The organism is Sphingopyxis sp. C-1, assembly GCF_001047015.1.
Classification (GTDB): Bacteria; Pseudomonadota; Alphaproteobacteria; order Sphingomonadales; family Sphingomonadaceae; genus Sphingopyxis.
Map to the genome: position 1 here is coordinate 1,347,135 of NZ_BBRO01000001.1, position 21,682 is coordinate 1,368,816.

General features: G+C 62.4%; 17 protein-coding genes. 9 read left to right on the forward strand and 8 right to left on the reverse strand.

Going from position 1 to position 21,682, the window contains the following annotated elements; all coding sequences use genetic code 11:
- Positions 1-112 precede the first annotated feature (112 nt).
- Entirely contained in the window at positions 113-670 is a 558-nt protein-coding gene (locus SC1_RS21800; protein ID WP_152682309.1) for an N-carbamoyl-L-amino acid amidohydrolase, read from the forward strand.
- On the opposite strand, the gene SC1_RS06170 is transcribed toward SC1_RS21800, so the two are convergent.
- The 3 genes from SC1_RS06170 to leuA form a co-directional block, all read right to left on the reverse strand.
- Positions 601-1,641, reverse strand: coding sequence for a reverse transcriptase family protein (locus SC1_RS06170; RefSeq protein WP_062178967.1), 1,041 nt, complete (start codon positions 1,639-1,641; stop codon positions 601-603). The two genes, SC1_RS21800 and SC1_RS06170, sit on opposite strands and share 70 nt — an antisense overlap.
- Entirely contained in the window at positions 1,622-1,921 is a 300-nt protein-coding gene (locus SC1_RS06175) for a helix-turn-helix domain-containing protein (RefSeq protein ID WP_238586593.1), read from the reverse strand. Before SC1_RS06175 ends, SC1_RS06170 begins: the two co-directional genes overlap by 20 nt.
- A 469-nt stretch (positions 1,922-2,390) precedes the next feature.
- On the reverse strand, positions 2,391-4,055 hold the full coding sequence (gene leuA, locus SC1_RS06180; protein WP_062178973.1) for a 2-isopropylmalate synthase: 1,665 nt from the start codon (positions 4,053-4,055) through the stop codon (positions 2,391-2,393).
- Between the two features lie 305 nt (positions 4,056-4,360).
- On the opposite strand from leuA, the gene SC1_RS06190 reads away from it, so the two are divergent.
- Positions 4,361-6,472: a TonB-dependent siderophore receptor gene (locus SC1_RS06190; protein ID WP_062178979.1), complete on the forward strand. Its 2,112-nt coding sequence runs from the start codon at positions 4,361-4,363 to the stop codon at positions 6,470-6,472.
- A 356-nt stretch (positions 6,473-6,828) separates the two neighbouring features.
- Here SC1_RS06190 and SC1_RS06195 read toward each other — a convergent pair whose 3' ends face one another.
- Entirely contained in the window at positions 6,829-9,132 is a 2,304-nt protein-coding gene (locus SC1_RS06195; protein ID WP_062178981.1) for an LPS-assembly protein LptD, read from the reverse strand.
- Positions 9,133-9,264: 132 nt separating this feature from the next.
- On the opposite strand from SC1_RS06195, the gene SC1_RS06200 reads away from it, so the two are divergent.
- The 3 genes from SC1_RS06200 to ndk all read left to right on the forward strand — a co-directional run bounded on the left by SC1_RS06200 (position 9,265) and on the right by ndk (position 11,704).
- On the forward strand, positions 9,265-10,710 hold the full coding sequence (locus SC1_RS06200; RefSeq protein ID WP_062178984.1) for a leucyl aminopeptidase: 1,446 nt from the start codon (positions 9,265-9,267) through the stop codon (positions 10,708-10,710).
- A gap of 34 nt (positions 10,711-10,744) precedes the next feature.
- Positions 10,745-11,194 carry a DNA polymerase III subunit chi gene (locus tag SC1_RS06205; protein ID WP_062178988.1) on the forward strand — a complete coding sequence of 150 codons (450 nt, stop codon included), beginning with the start codon at positions 10,745-10,747 and terminating at the stop codon, positions 11,192-11,194.
- Between the two features lie 87 nt (positions 11,195-11,281).
- Positions 11,282-11,704 (forward strand): nucleoside-diphosphate kinase, encoded by a 423-nt coding sequence (gene ndk, locus SC1_RS06210; RefSeq protein WP_062178991.1) that lies wholly within the window; start codon positions 11,282-11,284, stop codon positions 11,702-11,704.
- A gap of 70 nt (positions 11,705-11,774) precedes the next feature.
- Here ndk and SC1_RS06215 read toward each other — a convergent pair whose 3' ends face one another.
- From SC1_RS06215 to purM, 3 genes are all read right to left on the reverse strand, one after another.
- Positions 11,775-12,587 (reverse strand): hypothetical protein, encoded by an 813-nt coding sequence (locus tag SC1_RS06215; RefSeq protein ID WP_062178994.1) that lies wholly within the window; start codon positions 12,585-12,587, stop codon positions 11,775-11,777.
- Between the two features lie 18 nt (positions 12,588-12,605).
- Entirely contained in the window at positions 12,606-13,556 is a 951-nt protein-coding gene (gene purN, locus SC1_RS06220; RefSeq protein ID WP_062178997.1) for a phosphoribosylglycinamide formyltransferase, read from the reverse strand.
- 112 nt (positions 13,557-13,668) lie between these two features.
- Entirely contained in the window at positions 13,669-14,775 is a 1,107-nt protein-coding gene (purM, locus tag SC1_RS06225; RefSeq protein ID WP_062178999.1) for a phosphoribosylformylglycinamidine cyclo-ligase, read from the reverse strand.
- An 85-nt stretch (positions 14,776-14,860) separates the two neighbouring features.
- On the opposite strand from purM, the gene SC1_RS06230 reads away from it, so the two are divergent.
- Genes SC1_RS06230 through SC1_RS06245 form a run of 4 tightly spaced genes read left to right on the forward strand, consistent with a single transcriptional unit; the run spans position 14,861 to position 20,445 of the window.
- A complete protein-coding gene (locus tag SC1_RS06230) occupies positions 14,861-16,132 on the forward strand; it encodes a hypothetical protein (RefSeq protein ID WP_062179002.1) in 1,272 nt (423 codons plus the stop codon).
- A complete protein-coding gene (locus SC1_RS06235; RefSeq protein WP_062179005.1) occupies positions 16,132-16,785 on the forward strand; it encodes a chromosomal replication initiator DnaA in 654 nt (217 codons plus the stop codon). The genes SC1_RS06230 and SC1_RS06235 overlap by 1 nt, the downstream gene beginning before the upstream one ends.
- Positions 16,776-18,950 (forward strand): RNA degradosome polyphosphate kinase, encoded by a 2,175-nt coding sequence (locus tag SC1_RS06240; RefSeq protein ID WP_062179008.1) that lies wholly within the window; start codon positions 16,776-16,778, stop codon positions 18,948-18,950. Before SC1_RS06235 ends, SC1_RS06240 begins: the two co-directional genes overlap by 10 nt.
- Positions 18,934-20,445, forward strand: a complete 1,512-nt coding sequence (locus SC1_RS06245) for a Ppx/GppA family phosphatase (protein ID WP_193749117.1) — start codon at positions 18,934-18,936, stop codon at positions 20,443-20,445. Before SC1_RS06240 ends, SC1_RS06245 begins: the two co-directional genes overlap by 17 nt.
- On the opposite strand, the gene rnd is transcribed toward SC1_RS06245, so the two are convergent.
- Complete coding sequence (gene rnd, locus SC1_RS06250; RefSeq protein WP_062179014.1) at positions 20,442-21,629, reverse strand: ribonuclease D; 1,188 nt, start codon at positions 21,627-21,629, stop codon at positions 20,442-20,444. The two genes, SC1_RS06245 and rnd, sit on opposite strands and share 4 nt — an antisense overlap.
- Positions 21,630-21,682: the final 53 nt, after the last annotated feature.

The window sequence follows — 21,682 nt, forward strand, 5'->3', positions numbered from 1 at the left end:
TTCCTTTCGGTTAGGTGAAACCGATAGAATGAACCATATGGGTGAAATGTAGGAAAGAGCTTATTGCCTATAGGTTGATTCTCTTGCAATTCGTCCGGGAGGGGGGAGCGAAATGGCAAATCCGTATCTGTCTGATGGGCGCTTGAATGACGTTATCGCGGCTATTACTGTCCTAGGAACATATAAGTTCTACAAACTATCGACCGAAAAATGGGCCGCAAGAATCTCAGGATCAACAAACGAGGTCGAGAAATGGCGCATAGTATTTCGGGAGCATCCGGAATTTTTTCGGGCGGCCTCTGAGGCTGATAAGATTTCATTGGTCTGGCGGAGACAGTTCCCTCGCAATTTCGACGTTGATGCAGAACCGGAGTATCTGCCCGACGACGGTATTGATGAAACAAAGGAAAGTCGAATTAGTCGTCGGCCTTTGACGCCCTCGGAGGTTACAGAATTGGTCAGCGTGGCGATTAGGTTGCATGATCGAGCCTTGGAACAGCAAAAGGCTGGCAAGTGGTGGACGCAGCTTGTCGTTGCTGGGATGACTTTGCTTGGCGTTGCCTTAGGTGCGGTGCTTCAGCATTACCTACGCAACGATAGTCATTCCCAAGGGGGAGTGCCGTCATCGATCTCTGTAGAGGTTTCGTCCGGAGTAGAGCCGACAGGATAAGTGACGTACCTTGGTTTGAGACGCGCTCGTCTCATTCGAAGGGCGTTCATTCGATTTGCGGCAAGTCTGCCTTGTTCGGACGATGCGCCCAAATGATATCGATAGGTGCCTAAAGCGGCCAGCAGCTTGTCAGTCGCCTGTGTGCGCTGAGCGTCGGTCAAACGTTGTCGCAATTCGGCATATCCCGACTGGATGCGGCGGTGCAGCGAGAGCGGTGCGCCAATGCTTGTTTTTGTCACGGGTACGCCTGTAATCGGGACCGGGCGGGCAGTTGAGCGAAACTGTATCTTATGAGTCTGAAATCCGAAGCGGCGAATTGCGGCGCGAACGTCTTCCATGACTTTGCCTCGGACGAACGATCCAGAAATCACAAGATCATCGACCCATAGTGACATCTTGAGATCTTGCTCTTTACAGATATCCGAGATTGCATCGAACATCTGCCGATGAACGAGAGTGGTCAGGACGGGGCTGACAGGCGATCCGAAAGGCATCTTGCCGTCAACGGCGACTAGCTTGGTAAAAAGGCCCGCTACATCTGCCCGTAGACCTGCCACGTGATACGCCCAGCGAAAGATATGCTCGTCGGTCGTCGAGGGGTAAAACTGTTTGATATCTAGGCTAAGAATCTGATTTTGGCCAACGTGATGTTCAGCATTATCTCGTTGTGCGCGACCTTTGCGGGGGCTGAACAAGTACTCGGGTTGCTTGATCTTGTTTAGATGAATTTTTATGCGTTCGTGGATCGTGCGTAACTTACCCGTAGGAACGGCAAGTTCCCTCGTCTTCGTTCCGATGAGCTTTGGGCCTCGTTTAATATAGCGATCCTTGTCTCGAACTAGCGCCTCTAATTGCTGCTTTTTCCAACCTAGAAGTTCTGCGAGATCGCGTTGCGTTAGATCCTGCGTCCAAGGTGAATTCTCGAACGGATAGCGCTCATACTTATTTTGCTTATGCCGCTTCACGGTCATTCGGCTTGAGCTTTTCAAGGAGCTTGAGGACTTTATCAGCCACAATCAGTTGCCCACGTCGCGCGATTGGCTGGCCTTCGATCTCTTCGGCAAAAAAGAGCAGCTGCGACATACGAACATCAACTGTGTCGCTATATGATTGCAGCAAATCCATAGTAACGTTCTTACGTCCGCCCTCGATGTCTGAAATCAGGGACTGGGTCACTGAAAGACGCTTCGCCATCTCGGCTTGTGAGAATCCACAATAGAGGCGGAGAAGCCTGAGTGCTTCATTTATCATAGGCCGCTTCGTCATTGTACGGCTGTCCCGAGGTCATCCATCATTCGTGGAAGAGATGTTTCACGAACGAAACCACCTGACCCACCGCAATAATTACCTTCATAAGAAGGAGCCATCGCGAGGGTTCGGGCGGCCGATGCCGCTGCGTGCGAGGGTCGGAGCTCATTGGTTGCTTTCCTTTCGGCCACACCGACACGAATTTGTCGGCGCCCGTAGGCCAGTTTGAAAGCGATGTTCCGGAACGTTTGTACCTCGGGTGTGCCGCGCCCGGTCCCGGGCGGGCGCGGCGCGCAGCCACCCCCGGCCGAGACGCAGGTGGTAGTCGGGAGGATAATCCTCCCACAGGGCCAAAGGCCCCTGCTTCTGACGGGTTCATCATGAGCTACCATCGCCGGACCGTTCAAGCACGGGCGAGGCAACAATGCAAGATGAAATATCGCAACCGGCGATATTTCATCGCGATTAGCGTTTAAGCCCCATTCGCCGCCGACAAAATCGCCCGCACACTCGCCGTCGCAACGTCGGTATCCAGCCCGCACCCAAACAGGCTCCTCCCGTCCGCCGTGCGGCATTCGACGTACGCCGCGGCCTGCACATTGCTGCCCTGGCCGATGGCGTGCTCGCTATAGTCGACGATGTCCATGATCGGGCCGCCGGACTCCGCGAGCGCGGCGATGACGCTGCTCATCAGGCCGTTGCCGCGGCCGCTGACGCTGCGCGGGGTGCCGTCGATGGTGAGCTTGCCGGCGAAGATGCGGTCGGTGCCCGCATGGCTCTCCGACCAGTCGACGAGCTGGAAGCGCTTGCCTGTCGTGACCAGATAGGCGTGGTCGAACGCGCCCCAGATATCCTCGGCGCCGAGTTCGCGGCTGGTTTCGTCGGCGAGCGCCTGGACGACGTGGCTGAAGCTTGCCTGCATCTTCTTGGGCAGCTTCAGGCCCTTGTCCTGTTCGAGCACCCAGGCGACGCCGCCCTTGCCCGACTGGCTGTTGACGCGGATCACCGCTTCATAGCTGCGGCCCAAGTCGGCGGGGTCGATGGGGAGGTAGGGGACTTCCCACTTCTGGTCATTCTGGCGTTCGCGCGCGGCGAAGCCTTTCTTGATTGCATCCTGATGGCTGCCCGAAAACGCCGTGTAGACGAGCTCGCCGCCATAGGGGTGGCGCGGGTGGACGGGCAGGCGGTTGCAATATTCGACCGTCTGGATGACCTCGTCGATGTTCGAGAAGTCGAGCTCTGGATCGACGCCCTGCGTGTACATGTTGAGCGCGATGGTGACGAGGCAGGTGTTGCCGGTGCGCTCGCCATTGCCGAACAGGCAGCCCTCGACGCGGTCGGCGCCCGCGAGCAGGCCAAGTTCAGCCGCCGCGACGCCGGTGCCGCGGTCGTTGTGGGTGTGCAGGCTGATGATCGCGCGGTCGCGATTGGGCAGATTCTTGCAGAAATATTCGATCTGGTCGGCGTAGATGTTCGCCGTCGATGCCTCGACCGTCGCGGGGAGGTTGAGGATGATCGGCTTGTCGGTCGTCGGCTGCAATATGTCCATCACCGCCTCGCAGCAGGCGATGCTGAAATCGAGTTCGGCGGTCGAGAAGGTTTCGGGGCTATATTCGAAACGCCAGTCGGTGCCGGGCAGGCGCGCGGCATTGTCGCGGAGCTGCTTTGCGCCCTCGATCGCGATGCCCTTGATCTCGTCCATCTCCATGCCGAAGACGATCTTGCGCCACGCGGGGCTGACCGCGTTATAGACGTGGACGATCGCGGTTTTCGCGCCCTCCAGGCTGTCGAAGCTGGTGCGGATCAGGTCGGCGCGGCTCTGCGTCAGCACCTGCGGCGTGACGTCGGCAGGGATGCGGCCGTTGCGGACGAGGCCCTGGATATAGTCGAAGTCGGTCGCGCCGCTGGCGGGGAAGCCGACCTCGATCTCCTTGAACCCGCATTTGACGAGCAGGTCGAAGAAGCGCGTCTTTTTCTCTGCATCCATCGGGTCGATCAGCGACTGGTTGCCGTCGCGAAGGTCGGTCGAGAGCCAGATCGGCGCCTTGGTCGTGACGCGGGTGGGCCATTCGCGGTTCGCCAAGGGAACCTGCGGGAAAGCGGAATATTTCGCGGACGGATCGCGGAGCATGGTCATGGTTGGATAGCTTCTTCTGGGTGGTTGCGGTGCTTGTCGATCGGACCCTTGAGCGGGTGGCCGCGACTAGCGCGCAGCCAGTGTCACGCCCAAGGGCGTGTAAGTCGCAGAAGAAGAAGGGCGTTGCCGCGCATGGGCGCCCTAGTGATGCAAAATGTCGCGCGATGCAAGGGGGGAATGCGAAAATTGCGTCGCGGAAGCTGTCGACGCGAATGTTCCCGCTTTTTGGAGAGCAATTAATTGCGATTGACATGCAATAGCATCAAACCTAGCTGGCGATAACGGGTCGCTGGCAGGATAATGAAATGCAAAGAAGAATTTCGCCGCTTATCGTCGTTTCGACGCTGGTAGCGCTGGTCCCGGCACTGCCGGCGTCAGCGATGGCCGCCGAAATAGAGGGCGATGCAGGGAATTCGGATTCGAGCACCATCGTCGTCACCGGCACGCTGATGCAGAGCGAAAGCAGCAGCGGCGCTTTAGGCAGCAAGGCGGTCATCGACACCCCCTATTCGGTGACGGTGATAGACGCCGAGGATATCGCGAAGCGGCAGGCGACGACGATCGGGCAGATATTCATCAACGACCCGTCGGTGTCTTCCTTTGCCACCGCGGGCACGACCAACTGGTGGGGCACGCAGATCCGTGGGATCGGCGTGCGCAATTACTACGTCGATAAGGTGCCGTTGCTGCTTTATTGGGGTGGCGACTATCCGCTGGAGGCGGTCGAGAGCGTCGAGGCGCTCAAGGGGTTGTCGGGCTTCATGTATGGTTTTGGAGAGCCGGGCGGGGTGATCAGCTATCGGTCGAAACGGCCGACCGCCGAGCCAATGCTGACCACCAGCTTGGGTTATCGCTCCGAAAGCGTCCTTTATGGCCATCTCGACGCCGGCGGGCCGCTGACGGGCGACGGACGGCTCCGCTATCGCGCCAATATCGCTGGGGAAAAGGGCACTGCGTATAACAAGGCCGGGGTCAATCGCTGGCTAAGCGCGCTCGCGCTGGAATATGATATCAGCCCCGATGTGCAATGGTACGCGCGCGCGACCTTTGAGCAGAGCAATCTGGAGCATGAGCCATTCCAGATTTATTGGCGCCGCTATACGGGTAAGAAACTGCCGCGCCCGACCTATGACTATGACAATCTTCATGTCGATAACAGTTTCTATAAGACCGACATGCTTGCCACATCGACGGGGCTCGGCTGGCAGGTCGCGCCGAACTGGAAGCTCGACCTCGATTATGGCTATACACGCAAGCTCCACCGGTCGAACAAGATGTTCACCGAAATCCTGAACGAGGCCGGCGATTACCGGGGCTATGCCTTCAATTTTGCCGAGCTCGACCAATATCATTTCGCGCAGCTGATGTTGCAGGGCCGGTTCGCGACCGGCCCAATCGAGCATGAGATCGTCGCGGGGCTTTCCTTTATGGACACCGCGAATGATTATGGCGCGAACAGCCATTACAATAATGATTTCAACGGAAATATCTATCGCCGACAATCCTTTCTGGTGACGCGCGACATCGATTTCTCGACCAAGGGCGGCCCGTATAAGGACCGCCAATATGCTGCGTTCATCAGCGATACGCTGCATTTGGGCGAGTATGTCCAGGCGATCGCGGGGGTGCGCTATACGCGCTACAAATTGCTCGACGTCGACGGCGATCCGCAGGTCGCTTCGGGCTATCTCAACACCGCTGCGACGCCCACCCTCGCGCTGATCTATAAGCCAGCGCCTTATGTTTCGCTTTACGGCAGCTATGTCGAATCGATGGAGGGTGGCGGGCGCGTCAGCGACGATTATGCGAATGCGGGCGACATATTGAAGCCGACCCTCAGCCGCCAATATGAGGTCGGCGCGAAATATGCCAAGGACGGGCTAGACTTCACGCTGGCGGCCTTTCGGGTCGAACGCGCCGCGGCGATCGACCAGTTGCCGGACGGAGCCGACAAACCCACGCTGACCCAGGACGGAATGACGCTGTACAAGGGCGTCGAAGCGATCCTCGCGTATCGAGCGGCGCCACGGCTCAAATTAGGGGCCGGCGTGGTGCATCTCGACCCGAGTTTGCGCGATGTATCGGTGGGCAATGAAGCGCTACGCGGCAATATCCCAGCGCAGGCCGCGCGATGGCAATTACTCGTCAACGCAGAATATGCGGTGCCTGCGGTCGAGGGGCTCAGCGTGCATGGCAATGTTCGTTACTTCGGCAAGGCGCCGACCGACGACAGCAACCTGCTCTTCATTCCGGCGCGGACGCTCGCAAACGCCGGGATTCAGTATGCAACGACGATTGGTGGACGCGCAGTGACCTTCACGGGCAACGTCAATAACGTCTTGAACAAGAAATACTGGACCCACGGTGCGATGGGCGAGGCGATCAACGGCGCGTTCGGCGTCAAGATAGGCTGGTAGGCGAGAGGCTCGATCGCGAGGGCATATGCTCCCCTGCGATGAAGCGGCGCTTTGGATCGGCAGTTTTTTTTGGGGGGGGGGGCGCACGGTCCATCGCCCACTTTCTTCATCCCGGGCTTGACCCGGGATCCCGCTTTTACGCGCATCGACCGGCCTTCGAAATCAAGCGGGACCCCGGATCAAGTCCGGGGTGACGATATCGGGAGGCCCGCTTCCGGTCCTTAGCCGACAGTTCCTACTCCAGATTCGTCATTCCCGCGAAAGCGGGAACCCAGCGAGCCGGCGCTGTCACTGGGTTCCCGCTTTCGCCGGAATAACAAAATGTGGGGATGGCAACTTCCGGCCGAAAACTGCGGTTAGAATCCCAGATTGCGGAAGGCGATGCGGAAGGAGAAGCTGTTGCCGCGTCGCGCGTCGCCCGTGTCGGCATAGTCGCGCCGCCAGGTCAGCGCGATCGACAGGCATTCATCGTCATAGGCGACGCCCAGCCGGTGACGAATCGGCTCCAACCCGTCGGCGCCGCTCAGCGGATCGTCGCTCTGCTTGGTCAGGTCGACGATTGCCGAGCCGAACACCGACCAGTTTTTGGCGACCGCGACGCGCCCGCCGACGCGCGCTTCTTCGCGGTCCTGCAGATCTTCGCCGAGCAGGAGGATGTCGCGGTTCAGGCGCGAATAGCCGAGCACGGCATAGGTCGAGCGGCTGCCGATCGTCGCGTCGAATTCGTTGCGGCGGATCGCCAGATTATCCTTGTCGAGCCGGTAGCGGTGGGTCAGGCGCAGGAAGTCGCGATAGGCTATCGTCGTGCGTCCGACGATGTCCGACGTTCGGTCGGTCAGCCCCGTGCCATCGGGGAACAGCGCGGGCTTGTCCGACAGGCGATAGCTTTGGCCGACGACGCTGTTGATGTTGAAACCGGGCCGGCTGTAATTCCATTCGACGCCATAGGTGACGCGCGCACCGTCCTCGAACCGGTCGTGGCCGTTGAAACGGTTGATCGCGAACAAATTGCTGTCTTCGAGGTCGAAAGCGCGCGAATCCTCGTTCGGGATGTCGATGTTCTTGATCGGCGGCGTCGCGACAAGCTGGATTCGCGGGGTCAGCGTCTGCGTACCGCCCGCGAATTCGCCGATGAAGGGCCAGCGCATATCGGCGGCGATCGCGGCGATCCCGCGTGCCTGCCAGCCCGATTTGCCGCGATAGCCCGGGATGGCGGTCAGCAGATTTTCGTCGCTGTGATAAACGTCGCCGCGCACCATCGCGGTCAGCGTGACTTCCTGACCCAGCCCGGTCAGGCCACGCAGATCCCAGCGCGCGCCGGCGAAGGCCCGCTGCGTATCCTGTCCCGCGGTACGACCGATCGCCAGCGTGTTGAGCTGTAGCTCGAACTGGCCGCCGAGCACGGGGTCGGCGAAGCGCTGGCGATAATCGATGATCGGCAGGGCGATCGGCTGCTGCCCCTGCTCGTCGTTGCGGCGCAGCGTCTGCGTCGCCCAGCCCGCGATCGAAAGGTAGCTGTTACCACCGATCCGCTCGAGTTCGAAGGTCGAGCGCAGTCGGTCGTCACGGCTGATGTCGTATCTGCGCATGAACGTGCGGTCGGTCGCGATGCGGCCGGAATAGGTCAGGCTCCAGCGCGGATCGAACTGGAACTTGCCCGCGCTTTCCAGATAGCCGCGGAATCTCTTGCGCGATTCGGGGGCGTCGCCGAGCAGGGGGACGAGGGAGCCATAGGTCGCATAGCCGTTGATGCGGAACGAGCCGATATCGGTGAGCGCGCGGAACTCGCCCTCCATCATCGGCGCCGCGCTGGTATAGAGATGCGGGGTGATGGTGATGTCGCGATCGGGCGCCAGCCGCAGATAATAGGGCACCGCGATCTCGAACCCGTTGCTGCGGTCGAGGCGGATTTCGGGAACCAGGATGCCGCTTCCCGCCTCGCTGTTGGCCGGATGACTGAGCCCCGGCAGCGGAATTAGCGGCAGGCCGAAAATCTCGACGCGCGCGCCCTTGTACCGGATCTTGTTCTTCGTCCGGTCGTACATCACCTTGACCGCGCGAATCTGCCAGCTCGGATTCTTGGGGCAGCCCGCATCATCCTCGACCGGACAGGGTGTGTAGGCGGCATTCTCCAGCTCGATATTGCCGTTGTCGAACCGCGTGCCCTTCACCGCCGCAAGGCGCGATCCATTGTCGAGTACGACAAGCAGATTCTCGACGACGCCGTCGCGCAGCGTGTCGGTCAGTTCGATCTTGTCGCCATAGGCGGTGTCGCCCTCGGGATTTTTGATCGTGACATTACCCTCGGCGAAAACCTTGCCCGTCTGCCGGTTCCAAGTGACCTTGTCCGCGCGCATTTCGATCGCTTCGCGGTTCATCTGGACATTGCCCTCGGCCACGACGACTTCGCTGTCGCCGTCGTAATTGAGGTTGTCGGCGGCAAAGCCGATCTGTTCCTCACCCTTTACGGCGGGGGCGTCGGATGTCGTCGGGGCGACGTCGGGCGTCTGGAGGTCGGGTGCCGGCGCGACGTCTTCGGTCCGGGTCGATTCCTCGCTGGTCTGGGCCATTACCGGGCAGGCGGCGAGCGCGACACCGCTCGCGGTCGCCAGCCAGAACGGCCGCGCGCGCGCCGTTTGTTGGAACAAAGCCCAGCTCATTTGATATCTTTGTCCCACACCTTATCTAGCGTCCACCCGGATTGGACCGGCTGCTTTGTTTTTGCAACTCGCAGGCGAAACCCCTATCGGTCCGGCACGTTCCAATCAATCATCGCATAAGAAAGTTAAGGCATGGACATTCAGTTTGTCGCGCAAATCGATGCGTCTGCCGACGTTGTCGCGTTTCCGGTCCGCAAGGGCGAGGCCGGCGCGCTCGGCGCGCTGCTTGGTGCCGCCGCGGCGCAGGCGCGCTTCGACGGCGCGGCGGGGACGATCGCCGAAACCGCGGCAATCGACGGCGAACAGGCGAAGCGCCTGCTGCTCGTCGGCATCGGCGAGGGAAGCGAGCAGGATCTCGAACGCGGCGGCGCGGCGCTGACGGCCAAGTTGCAGACCAGCGGCGAGACGCACGTATATGTCGATTTCGCAAGCACGGGGCAGAGCGACGCCGATGACGTGCTCGCCTTTGCGATGGGCGCGCGCCTGCGCAACTGGCGGCTCGACACCTATCGCACGCGCCTTGCCGACAAGGCGAAGCCGAGCCTTCGGACCGTGACCATCGCTTCTCCGCACGGCGACCTGTCCAGCCGCTGGGCCGAGAATGAAGCGATTGCCGCTGGCGTCGCGCTGACCCAGACGCTGGTCGCCGAGCCGCCGAACATTCTTTATCCCGAGACCTTTGTCGAACGCTGCCAACATCTCGCCGACCTTGGCGTCGAAATCGAGGTGCTGGACGAACGCCAGATGAAGGCGCTCGGCATGGGCGCGCTGCTCGGCGTCGCGCAGGGCTCGACCCGCCCGCCGCGCCTGCTGGCCATGCGCTGGAATGGCGGCAATCCGGGCGAGGCGCCCGTCGTGTTCATCGGCAAGGGCGTGACCTTCGACACCGGCGGCATCAGCATCAAACCCGCCGCGGGCATGGACATGATGAAGTGGGACATGGGCGGCGCGGGCGCCGTCGCGGGCGCGATCAAGGCGATCGCGGGTCGCAAGGCGAAGGCGAATGTCGTCGGCGTAGTCGGCCTCGTCGAAAATATGCCCGACGGCAATGCGATGCGCCCCGGCGACGTCGTCAGCACCATGTCGGGCCAGACGGTCGAAGTGCTCAACACCGACGCCGAGGGCCGCCTTGTCCTTTGCGACGCGATCAGTTGGGCGCAGAGCGCCTATGATCCCAAGGTGATCGTCGACCTCGCGACCTTGACCGGCGCGATGGTTATCTCGCTCGGCCACGAATATGCTGGCATCTTCGCCAATGACGAGACGCTGGCCGCCGACCTGATCGCCGCGGGCGAGGTCAGCAACAACAAGCTGTGGCGTTTCCCGCTGTCGCCCGCCTACGACAAGCTGATCGACAGCCCGATCGCCGACATGAAGAATATCGGTCCGCGCGAAGGCGGCTCGATCACCGCGGCGCAATTCCTGAAGCGCTTCGTCGGCGACGGCGTCGCCTGGGCGCACCTCGACATCGCGGGCATGGCGTGGGCCGACAAGGACGGTCCGGTGTGGGCGAAGGGCGCGACGGGTTACGGCGTGCGCCTGCTCGACCGCTACATCGCCGCCAACCACGAAGGTTGAGCGAGCCAGAAAGCAGGATAGGGGGCAGGGGAGCATGGCGCGCGTCGACTTTTACCGGCTGACCCGCGATCCGGTCGAACGGGTGCTCCCCGCGCTCGCGACGCGTATATTGGCGAACGGCGACCGCCTGCTGGTGGTCGCCGCGCCCGCGATGCAGCGGCAGGCGATCGACGAGGCGCTGTGGACGCTGACCCCGGCGAGCTTCCTGCCGCATGGCCACGCGGGGTCAGCCGACGAGGAAATCGAGCCGATCCTGATTTCGGGCGCGCTCGATCCATCGCCGCCCAACCGCGCCAGCCATCTGGCGCTCGCCGACGGCGAATGGCGCGAGGAGGCACTGGGGTTCGAACGCACTTTCCTGCTTTTCGACAACAGCCGCATCGACGACGCCCGCGCGCTCTGGCGTACGCTTGCCGCGCGCGAGGACGTCGACAACCGCTTTTGGAAGCAAGACGAAAACGGCCGCTGGTCCGAAGGGCCCTAGCGCCGCGGCGCTCAATCCTTGCAGTGCAGCAAAAGCGCGGCTAGAGGCGCGCGCATCGCAGACAATAACAACATAGGAGCTTCCCCCATGGCGGTCACTCGCACCTTTTCGATCATCAAGCCCGACGCCACGCGTCGCAACATCACCGGCGCCGTCACCAAGATGCTCGAAGAAGCCGGCCTCCGCGTCGTCGCGTCGAAGCGCATCCACATGACCCGCGAACAGGCCGAAGGCTTCTACGCGGTCCATAAGGAACGCCCCTTCTTTGGCGAACTCGTCGATTTCATGATCAGCGGCCCCGTCGTCGTGCAGGTCCTCGAAGGCGAAAATGCCATGCAGGCGAACCGCGACATCATGGGCGCGACCAACCCGGCGAACGCCGAGCCCGGCACGATCCGCAAGGAACTGGCCGAGAGCATCGAAGCGAACACCGTGCACGGTTCGGACAGCGACGAAAATGCGGCGATCGAAATCGCTTATTTCTTCAAGCCCGAAGAAATCGTCGGCTAAACGACATTTGCCCTAGGGCAGCGAAGGGCCGCCGGAGCGATCCGGCGGCCTTTTTCGTGAATGAAGCCTGTCACCCTTTTCCGTCATCGGAGGAGTCGTTCGTCTCATCGTCGCCGAGGTCAATTGCGCGCCGGCCGAGCTTGAATTGGGACGGCACCGGAGGGAGGGGTAGACGGGAAGTCTGCGGCGCCTGCGATGCTTTCTCGCGCTCTTCCTCGGCGTTCAATTCCTTGACGGCACCGCTGAGCATCTTTCCGCCCGCATATACCGAATAAACCCCGCTCAATGCCAGCACGAGGGTGGGGTCGACCGCAAACTTTCCTATGTCGGCGACGATCTTCACCGTCCCGTGGACGCCTTCGAGGATCAGCGTCAATCGGCTGCGTCGAGGTTTGTGTTCGGCGTTACAAACGTGGCGGCGCAGCGCTTCGATGTCCCGGGAAACTGTCGTCAGCAGTTCGTCGGTCATGGACAGAGTTTTGTGAGCGGCGAGCTGGTCACGCATCTCGGCGACAAGCTTCTCGACCCATTTGAAGCGTATTCCCAGCTTGGACAGGCTGTCGCGTTCTATGCTGAGAATCTCGTCCGCGATCCGTTGCCGTTCGCTTTCGTCGAGATTGCGGAAATCGGTTCTGACCAACCCCGACCAACGAGAGAAGCGTCCGATCAGGCCGCGCGTGTCGCTCTCCGGATCGTCCACAAGAATGCGATGAATTTTGTCGAGTTGGTCGCAAAGCCGTTCTAGCAGCAATTTTGTTCGGCTGTTGTCGAGCGCCTCATCGTCGAGAGATTCCATGTCGAACTCGATCGCGTTGGCATCGCTGACCGAATCGCGCGCGATGGCGATCAGTCGATCCGTTGCTTCCCGATAATCCGCATCCATCGATGTTCCCCCCGATAGCTAGAAATCCTCCGCGACGCCCATCAATCCCGCCAGCTTCTTCGGAGCGACCGCCAGCCAGCTTTTGCGCAGCCATTCGCCGATTGCGTCCCAGTCGGTGTCGCCGAGATCCAGGCGGATGCCGACCCAGCCGTCGCCGAAATAGGCAGGGCGATAATAGCGATCTTCGTCGAGTTCGATCAGCGCCGCCTGTTCGTCGCCGCCGCTGATCTTGACGAGCAGCGCGATCTTGCCGTCGCCATGATGATCCTCGGTGAAATAGGCGAATTTCTTGCCCTTCACGATCCCGAAGCAAGGCATGCCGTGCGACATCACTTCGTCGGCCTCGGGCAGCTCCATCGCCAGTTCGCGGACGCGGCCGCGCAGATAGTCGGGCGACCGTTCGCGTGTCACAAAGGCGGCGAGCGTCGCGGGATAGAGTTGGTGTTCGGCGAACTGGACCCGCCGCGCCAGCGTTTCAACGGTGTCGTCCGGCAGGATCGCGACCGGCGTCTGCGCAAGCACCGGGCCGTCGTCGACGCCGGACGTCACGATATGGACGCTGCACCCGCCGAATTTGTCGCCGGCCTCGATCGCTTGCTGGTGGGTATTCAGACCCTTGTAGAGCGGCAGCAGGCTGGGGTGGATGTTGACCATCTTGCCCGCCCAGCGTCCGACGAACTCGTCCGACAGGATGCGCATATAGCCCGCGAGCGCGACGAATTCGGTATCGGCGCTGCGCAATTGCTCGTCGACCAGCGCGTCGAACGCATCGCGGTTCATGCCTTTGTGCGACAGGCTCCACGTCGCGATGCCTTCTGCCTCCGCGATCTTTAGACCCAGCGCATCGGGATCGTTGCTGCCAACGAAGACCAACTCATAGGGGCAGTCGGCGGCTTTCGCCGCATAGAGCAGCGCTGCCATATTGGTGCCGGCGCCTGAGATAAGGACCGCGACTTTGGCTTTCGTCACGGCGCCACCCTTTCAATCCGTTCGTGCTGAGCTTGTCGAAGCACTGTTCTTGCCTTTCAACCTCAAAAGGAAGGACGACCCTTCGACAAGCTCAGGGCGAACGGTTTCGGGCTTACCCGTTGTGCGTGGCGCTCCACGCGCCCATCGCGCTCCATGTTTCGGCGCTGCCCGTCACGGTGCAGCCCTTTTCTCCCTCGGCGACATGGCCGATGCGGAACACAGTCTCGCCCGCCGCTTCGAGTGCCGCGGTCACGTCGGCGACCTCGCCCTCGGCGACAACGACCGCCATGCCGATCCCGCAGTTGAAGGTGCGCGCCATTTCCTCGGGCTCGATATTCCCTTGCGCCTGCAGGAACGCCATCAGCCGCGGCTGTTCCCATGCGTCGGCATCGACATGCGCGTGCAGCGTCTTGGGCAGGATGCGCGGGATATTTTCGAGCAATCCGCCGCCCGTGATATGCGCGAGGGCATGGATCTTGCCGGTCTTCACCAGCGGCAGCAGGCTCTTCACATAGATGCGCGTCGGCGCCATCAGCGCATCGATCAGCAGAATCGTCTGGTCGAACAGGGCAGGGCGATCGAGCTTCCACCCCTTGTCCGCGGCAAGACGGCGCACGAGCGAAAAGCCGTTCGAATGTACTCCCGACGAGGCGAGGCCCAGAATGACGTCTCCCGCCGCGACCTTGTCGGCTGTCAGCACCTGGTCGCGCTCGACCGCGCCGACGCAAAAGCCCGCGAGGTCATAGTCGCCGTCCGAGTACATGCCCGGCATTTCGGCGGTCTCCCCGCCGATCAGCGCGCATCCGGCCTGCTTGCACCCCTCGGCAATGCTCGCGACGACTTCGGTCGCGACATCATTGTCGAGCTTGCCAGTGGCATAATAGTCGAGGAAAAACAGCGGCTCGGCACCCTGAACGATCAAGTCGTTCGCGCACATTGCGACCAGATCGATGCCGACCCCGTCATGTTTGCCCGATTCGATGGCGAGTTTCAGCTTGGTGCCGACGCCGTCGTTCGCCGCGACGAGCAAGGGATCGTTGAACCCCGCCGCCTTCAGGTCGAAGAAGCCGCCAAAGCCGCCCAGGTCGGCGTCGGCGCCGGGGCGACGCGTCGCACGGGCGAGCGGGGCAATGGCACGGACCAGCGCGTTGCCGGTCTCGATCGATACGCCGGCCTCTGCATAAGTGTAGGAGGCGGGTTGGTTGTGCTTGGAATCCATGGCCAGCGCGACTAACGAGTCTGGCCACGAAATGCCATGATTTCCTTGTCCGGCGACACGCTTTTGGGCAAAGCATAGAGAAGATATGATTTCGGCTGCTTTCCCCCGCCTCGCGCCCCACCTGATCCTTGATGCCATTCGCCCGCGCGACTGGCGCTGGGCCGCGCTTTTCGGCATTTTCTTCGCGATTCTGCTCGTCGGCGTTGTCGAAGGACAGATCAGCCGCGGCGATCGCGGCATCACGCCGATCAACAGCAGCGGTGATTTCCTGGCGAGCGGCATCATGGTGGACGTGACCGGCGACAACGCCGACGATGCGCGAACCAAGGGCTGGCGCGAGGCGCAGCGCAAGGGCTGGACCCAGCTTTATCGTAAATTGAACGGCAGCGACGGCCCGGCGCTTACCGATTCGGTACTCGACGGCATCGTCACCGCGATCGTCGTCGAGGAAGAGCAGATCGGTCCGCGCCGCTATGTCGCCAAGCTCGGCGTCCAGTTCGACCGCGTCCGTGCCGGTCAGATCCTGGGGGTCAGCGGGCGGACGCTGCGTTCGCCGCCGCTGCTTGTCATCCCGGTCTATTCGATCGACGGCATTCCGCAGGTGTTCGAACAGCGCAGCGCCTGGCAGCGTGCATGGGCCGAATATAATACGGGGCAGAGCGCGATCGACTATGTCCGCACGGCGGGTACGGGCGCCGACACGCTGTTGATCAACGCGGGACAGACCGGCCGCCGCGGCCGCGTATGGTGGCGCGTGATCCTCGATCAATACGGCGCTGCCGACGTGCTGACGCCGATCGCGCGCGTCGAATATTCCTATCCCGGCGGCCCGATCAAAGGCTATTTCACCGCACGCTTCGGCCCCGACAGCAAGCTGATCTCCAGCTTTACGATGACCGGTCCGAGCCCCGCCGCACTGCCCGACATGATGGAGAAGGCCGTGGCGCGCATGGACCGCATCTATATCGATGCGCTGGCATCGGGCGTGCTGCGCACCGACACCTATCTCGTCCTCGAAAAGCCGGTCGAGAAGGAAGATCTGCCCGAAGAGGCCGCGACCGACGAAGATGTGCTGCCGAGCGAAACCGACGCGAGCGTGCCAACGACGGCGGCCGTGGGTGTGCAGAGCTTCACCGTCCAGTACAGCTCGCCGGACGTCGATTCGGTCACCGCGACCGAACGCGCGGTGGCGGGCGCCGCAGGGGTCCAGTCGGCGTCGACGACCAGCCTTGCGCTTGGTGGCACGTCGGTGATGCGCGTCAGCTTCCGGGGCGATATTGCCGCGCTGAAGGCCGCGCTCGCTGCGCGCGGGTTCAAGGTGCAGGAAGGCGGCGGCCAGCTCAGGATCAGCCGCTGATGGCGCGCGGATCCCAGATCGCACTCCCGCTCGACTGGAGCGCGGGGGGCAGCAATGACGGTCCGCTGATCGTCGGCACCAGTAACGCGGATGCCGTGCGCTATCTGCGCCACCCGGCGACCTGGCCCGTGCGCACCGCGGTGCTGGCCGGACCGCGCGGGTCGGGACGCAGCCTGATGGGGCGCCTCTTCGCCGGTGAAACCGGCGGTCGCGTTATCGACGGGCATGACAGCGTGCCCGAGGAAGAGATTTTCCACGCGTGGAATGCGGCCCAGAACAGCGGCGCGCCGTTGCTGATCATCGCCGATGCGCCGCCGCCCGCTTGGAACGTGGCATTGCCCGACCTTCGGTCGCGTCTTGCCGCCGTGCCGGTGCTGACGATCGGCGATCCCGACGACTGCCTCGCGCGCGACCTGATCGAGGCGCTGTTCGCGCAGCGTGGCATCGTGCTCGCGCCCGGAGTTGCTTCCTATATCGTCCCGCGGATGGAGCGCAGTTACGCAGCGATCCACCGTGTCGTCGCGGCGCTCGATGCTGCTTCGCTGGAAAAAGGGGGCGGCATTAGCATTCGTCTTACTCGTGAAACATTACTGTCACAGGGGCTCATCGATCCCGATTTGCTCGAAAGACAGGATGACGCGACATGTCGATAGCCGGCGGCCCCCTACGCGCAGACAATGATGCCGACACGGCGGCGACGCCGCCCAGCTTTGGTCCAGAACGCTTCTTCAACCGCGAACTCTCCTGGCTCGCCTTCAACCGGCGGGTGATGGAGGAGGCACGCAATCCCGCGCATCCTTTGCTCGAACGTCTTCGGTTTCTGTCGATTTCGGGCAGCAACCTCGACGAATTCTTCATGGTTCGCGTTGCGGGGCTCAAAGGCCAGCAGCTTCAGGGAATCGACGATCCGTCGGCCGACGGCCGCTCACCGGGGCAGCAACTCGCCGAGATCGAGGCCGAGGTGAACCGCCTCGTCGACCAACAGCAGAGCGAATGGCAATTGCTTCACAAGCTGCTGGGCGAACAGGGCATCGTCGTCCACGGCACGGGGTCGGACAAGGAAGCGCTGCGTAGCGCGCTCCGCCAATATTTCATCGACCAGATTTTCCCGATCCTGACGCCGCAGGTGCTCGACCCGGCGCATCCGTTTCCCTTCATCCCGAACCGCGGGCTTGGCGTCATTTTCGATTTGCAGCGCAAGGCGACGGGCGAGACGATCCGCGAACTGGTGATGATCCCCGCGTCGCTGGCGCGCTTCGTGCCGGTTCCGGGGCAGCCGGGCGCCTTCGTACCGATCGAGTATCTGATCGAGATTTTCGGCGATTTGCTGTTCCCGGGTTTCACCATCCGCTCATTGGGCGTGTTCCGCATCATCCGCGACAGCGATATCGAGCTTGAGGAAGAGGCCGAGGATCTTGTCCGCCTGTTCCGTACCGCGATCCGCCGCCGCCGCCGCGGCCGTGTGATCCTGCTCGAACTCGAAGCCGATATGCCCGGCGAAATCGCCGAGGTGCTCAACGCCGATATCCAGGGGCACGAGGCGATCGTCGCCAAGATCGGCGGCTTCATTGGGCTCGCGGCGCTTTCCGCACTGGTCGACGTCGACCGCCCCGACCTCAAATTCCCCGCTTACTCGGCGCGTTTCCCCGAACGGATTCGCGAACATGGCGGCGATTGTTTCGCGGCGATCCGCTCGAAGGACATCGTCGTCCATCACCCTTATGAAAGCTTTGACGTCGTCCTGTCTTTCCTGCGACAGGCGGCGGCCGATCCCGACGTCGTCGCGATCAAGCAGACGCTTTATCGCGCGGGTAACCAGTCGCCGGTCATCCGTGCGCTGATCGAGGCGGCGGAAGCGGGGAAATCGGTGACCGCGGTCGTCGAGCTCAAGGCGCGCTTTGACGAGGAACAGAATCTTCTCTGGGCGAACCAGTTGGAACGCGCCGGTGTGCAGGTCGTCTACGGCTTCATCGAGTGGAAGACGCACGCCAAGATTTCGATGGTCGTGCGCCGTGAGGGGCAGGGGTATCGGACCTACTGCCACTTCGGCACGGGCAATTATCACCCGGTGACCGCGCGTATCTATACCGACCTCAGCTTCTTCACTGCCGATCCGCGCGCGGGGCGCGATGCGGCGCAGTTGTTCAATTACATCACCGGCTATGTCGAACCCGAACGGCTCGACCTGATCACCATGTCGCCGCTCAACATGCGCGCGCACCTGTCCGAGCTGATCGACGCCGAGACGGCGGCGGCGAAGGCGGGCCTGCCGTCGGGCGTGTGGGCCAAGATGAACAGCCTCGTCGACCCCGACATCATCGACAAACTGTATCAGGCGAGCGCGGCCGGCGTCCCGATCGAACTGATCGTGCGCGGCATCTGTTGCCTGCGCCCCGGCGTACCGGGACTTTCCGAAACGATCCGGGTCAAATCGGTGGTGGGCCGTTTTCTCGAGCACAGCCGCGTATGGGCCTTCGCGAACGGCGCGCCGCTGCCGCATCGCGGGGCAAGGCTCTACATCAGCAGCGCCGACTGGATGCCGCGCAACTTCGACCGCCGCGTCGAATATATGATCCCGATCGAAAATCCGACCGTGCACGACCAGATATTGGACCAGGTTCTGGTGGCGAACCTCATCGACAATGAACAGAGCTGGATCCTGCAGCCCGACGGCACCTCGGTGCGCGTGACGCCGGGCGACAAGCCCTTCAACCTTCATCATTATTTCATGAACAACCCGTCGTTGTCGGGCCGCGGAACGGCGCTTCACAAGCGCCAGGACGTCCCGACACTTGCTTTCAATGTGCGCGAAGATTGAGAAAATAGACTTGGGCTTGCTGCGTACATCCAAACAGGCGGTCCACCGCTCTGCGGTCATCGATATCGGTTCCAACTCGGTACGCATCGTCGTCTATGAGGGACCGGCGCGCGCGCCCGCGGTGATCTTCAACGAAAAGGTCGCAGCGGGTCTTGGCCGCGGCCTCGCCGTCGATGGGCGCATCGCGCCCGAAGACGCCGAACGCGGCCTCGTCGCGCTCCGTCGCTATGCGCTGCTCGCAAAGCATATGGATGTGAAGGACGTCCAATGCGTCGCCACGGCCGCGGTACGCGACGCGGTCAATGGTCCGGAGTTTATCAAGGCTGCTGCCGAGGCGGGGCTCGCGATCCGGCTGCTTTCCGGCGAGGAAGAGGCCGAGGCGGCGGGGCACGGCGTGCTGGCGGCGATCCCCGACGCACATGGCATCGCCGTCGATCTTGGCGGCGGCAGCCTTGAACTTGCCGAGGTGTCGAACGGTCAGGTCGGCCGCCGCGCGTCCTTCCCACTCGGCGTGCTGCGCTTGCCCGCGCTGCGCAAGGATGGCGAGCAGGCATTCGAGCGCGCCGTTCGCAAGATGCTTCGCGCCGCCGGCTGGCCCGACGGCCTGACCGGGCAGCCGCTTTATCTCGTCGGTGGTTCGTGGCGCGCGCTGTCGCGCCTCGATCTCGAACTCACGCGCGATCCGCTGGCGGTGCTCGACCAGCATACACTCCCGCGAAGCGCGCTCCGCCGCCTGATTCGGGCGTCGAAGCGCCTGACCTTTGAAGAGTTGCGCGAGATCCCCGGAATGGCATCGAACCGCGCCGCGGCACTGCCCGATGCGGCGGCGCTCCTCGCTGCGCTCGTCAATATTCTCGACGTTCCAGAAATGACGGTGTCGTCGTCAGGCCTTCGCGAAGGGCTGCTCTATCAGGCGCTTGATGCCGACACGCGCGCGCAGGACCCGTTGATCGTCGCCGCCGAATTCGAAGGACGCCGCCTCGCGCGATTCGCACCGCACGGCCGCGCGATCGCCGAATGGATCGCGCCGTTGTTTGCTGACGAGGTCCCGGCCGATAGCCGCGTTCGTCTCGCCGCAAGCCTGCTCAGCGACGTCGCCTGGTCGGCGAATCCCGATTTCCGGGCCGAGCGCGGCACCGAAATCGGCCTGCACGGCAATTGGCGCAGCATCGACATTCCGGGCCGTATCCTGCTCGCGCGGGCGCTTTATGCAGGCTTCGGCGGCGCCGACGCCGAATTCCCTGCCATGGGCAGCCTTGTTTCGGCGGAACGCTTGGCGCGCGCGCGGCAATGGGGGCTCGCGATCCGCCTCGCACAGCGCCTGACGGGCGGGGTCGAGGCGCCGCTCAAGGCGAGCGGAATTGCGTTGGTCGACGGCAAGCTGAAGCTTTGCCTCGATGCCGGCTGGCATCATCTGGCCGGCGAATCGGTCGAACGCCGCTTGCGCGTCCTCGCGCAGGCGCTCGACGCCAAACCCGAACTCGTGCTGCTTTAAACCTCGGCCGCGGTCGCGGCGTCGATCTCGCTCATCACCAGCTTGCCGTTCTTCACGGCAAAGCCCATCCGTCCTTCGACAAGGTCGAGCGCGGCGTGGCCGAACACGTCGTAGCGCCAGCCCTGCATCATCTGGATGCCCTCACGCGCGCCCGCAGCAAGCGCCTCTAGATCGTCGCTGCGCGCGATCAACCGTGCCGCGACATTGAGTTCACGCGCCCGGATTTTCAGCAACAGTTTCAGGAGGTCGGCGACCAAAGTGCCTTCCTTGCCGAGGCCGGGGCCGCGCGGTGCGCGATCGGGCATGTCGTCCTTCGACATCGGTTTGGCGCCTGCGATCGCGTCCATCAGCCGCCCGCCGATGTCGTTGGTCCGCCAGGTTGCCGACAGCCCGCGCACACGGCCCAGCCCGTCCTGATCTTTCGGCGGATGCGCGGCGAGATCGGCCAGCGTCTCATCCTTGACGATCCGCCCCCGCGGCAAATTCTTTGTCCGCGCTTCGCGTTCGCGCCATGCGGCGAGCGCCTGAAGCCGGCCGAGAACGTCGGGCTTGCGTGTCGGCACCTTGATTCGCTGCCACGCCTTTTCGGGATCGACGCTGTAATTGGCGGGATCGGCGAGCTTTTCCATCTCCTCGTCAAGCCAATGGCCGCGGCCGGTCTTGATCAGCTTGTCGAGCATCATCGGGAAAATCTTGGCGAGATGTGTCACATCGCCGACGGCATAGTCGATCTGGCGCTTGTCGAGCGGACGGCGGCTCCAGTCGGTAAAGCGTGCACCCTTGTCGAGCTGAAGCCCGATCCATGCTTCGACCAGGTTCGAATATCCGACCTGTTCGGCCTGACCGAGCGCCATCTGGCCGATCTGTGTGTCAAAGATCGGATGCGGCGTCTTGCCGGTCAGATTGAAGATGATTTCGACATCCTGTCCGCCCGCATGAAAGACCTTGAGCATATCCTCATTGTCGACGAGCAGGTTGAGCAGGGGCCCCAGATCGATGCCGGGCGCCATCGGATCGATTGCCGCGGCATGGTCGCGGTCCGCCACCTGGATCAGGCAAAGCTCTGGCCAGAAAGTATTTTCCCGCATGAATTCGGTATCGACCGCGATGAAATCGCTGTTCCGAATGAGGTCGCAGAATTCGACGAGCGCGGCGTTGGTTTCGATCAACGGATGGACTTGCATAGCGCGCCTATACAGCTAGTTGAGAGGAACGGGCAGGAAAAATTGCCCGCGCT

Bases quoted from the DNA above. Each gene is read 5' to 3' on its own strand.
- SC1_RS21800 (WP_152682309.1), top strand. From the start codon at position 113: ATGGCAAATCCGTATCTGTCTGATGGGCGCTTGAATGACGTTATCGCG.
- SC1_RS06170 (WP_062178967.1), bottom strand. From the start codon at position 1,641: ATGACCGTGAAGCGGCATAAGCAAAATAAGTATGAGCGCTATCCGTTC.
- SC1_RS06175 (WP_238586593.1), bottom strand. From the start codon at position 1,921: ATGATAAATGAAGCACTCAGGCTTCTCCGCCTCTATTGTGGATTCTCA.
- leuA (WP_062178973.1), bottom strand. From the start codon at position 4,055: ATGACCATGCTCCGCGATCCGTCCGCGAAATATTCCGCTTTCCCGCAG.
- SC1_RS06190 (WP_062178979.1), top strand. From the start codon at position 4,361: ATGCAAAGAAGAATTTCGCCGCTTATCGTCGTTTCGACGCTGGTAGCG.
- SC1_RS06195 (WP_062178981.1), bottom strand. From the start codon at position 9,132: ATGAGCTGGGCTTTGTTCCAACAAACGGCGCGCGCGCGGCCGTTCTGG.
- SC1_RS06200 (WP_062178984.1), top strand. From the start codon at position 9,265: ATGGACATTCAGTTTGTCGCGCAAATCGATGCGTCTGCCGACGTTGTC.
- SC1_RS06205 (WP_062178988.1), top strand. From the start codon at position 10,745: ATGGCGCGCGTCGACTTTTACCGGCTGACCCGCGATCCGGTCGAACGG.
- ndk (WP_062178991.1), top strand. From the start codon at position 11,282: ATGGCGGTCACTCGCACCTTTTCGATCATCAAGCCCGACGCCACGCGT.
- SC1_RS06215 (WP_062178994.1), bottom strand. From the start codon at position 12,587: ATGGATGCGGATTATCGGGAAGCAACGGATCGACTGATCGCCATCGCG.
- purM (WP_062178999.1), bottom strand. From the start codon at position 14,775: ATGGATTCCAAGCACAACCAACCCGCCTCCTACACTTATGCAGAGGCC.
- SC1_RS06230 (WP_062179002.1), top strand. From the start codon at position 14,861: ATGATTTCGGCTGCTTTCCCCCGCCTCGCGCCCCACCTGATCCTTGAT.
- SC1_RS06235 (WP_062179005.1), top strand. From the start codon at position 16,132: ATGGCGCGCGGATCCCAGATCGCACTCCCGCTCGACTGGAGCGCGGGG.
- SC1_RS06240 (WP_062179008.1), top strand. From the start codon at position 16,776: ATGTCGATAGCCGGCGGCCCCCTACGCGCAGACAATGATGCCGACACG.
- SC1_RS06245 (WP_193749117.1), top strand. From the start codon at position 18,934: ATGTGCGCGAAGATTGAGAAAATAGACTTGGGCTTGCTGCGTACATCC.
- rnd (WP_062179014.1), bottom strand. From the start codon at position 21,629: ATGCAAGTCCATCCGTTGATCGAAACCAACGCCGCGCTCGTCGAATTC.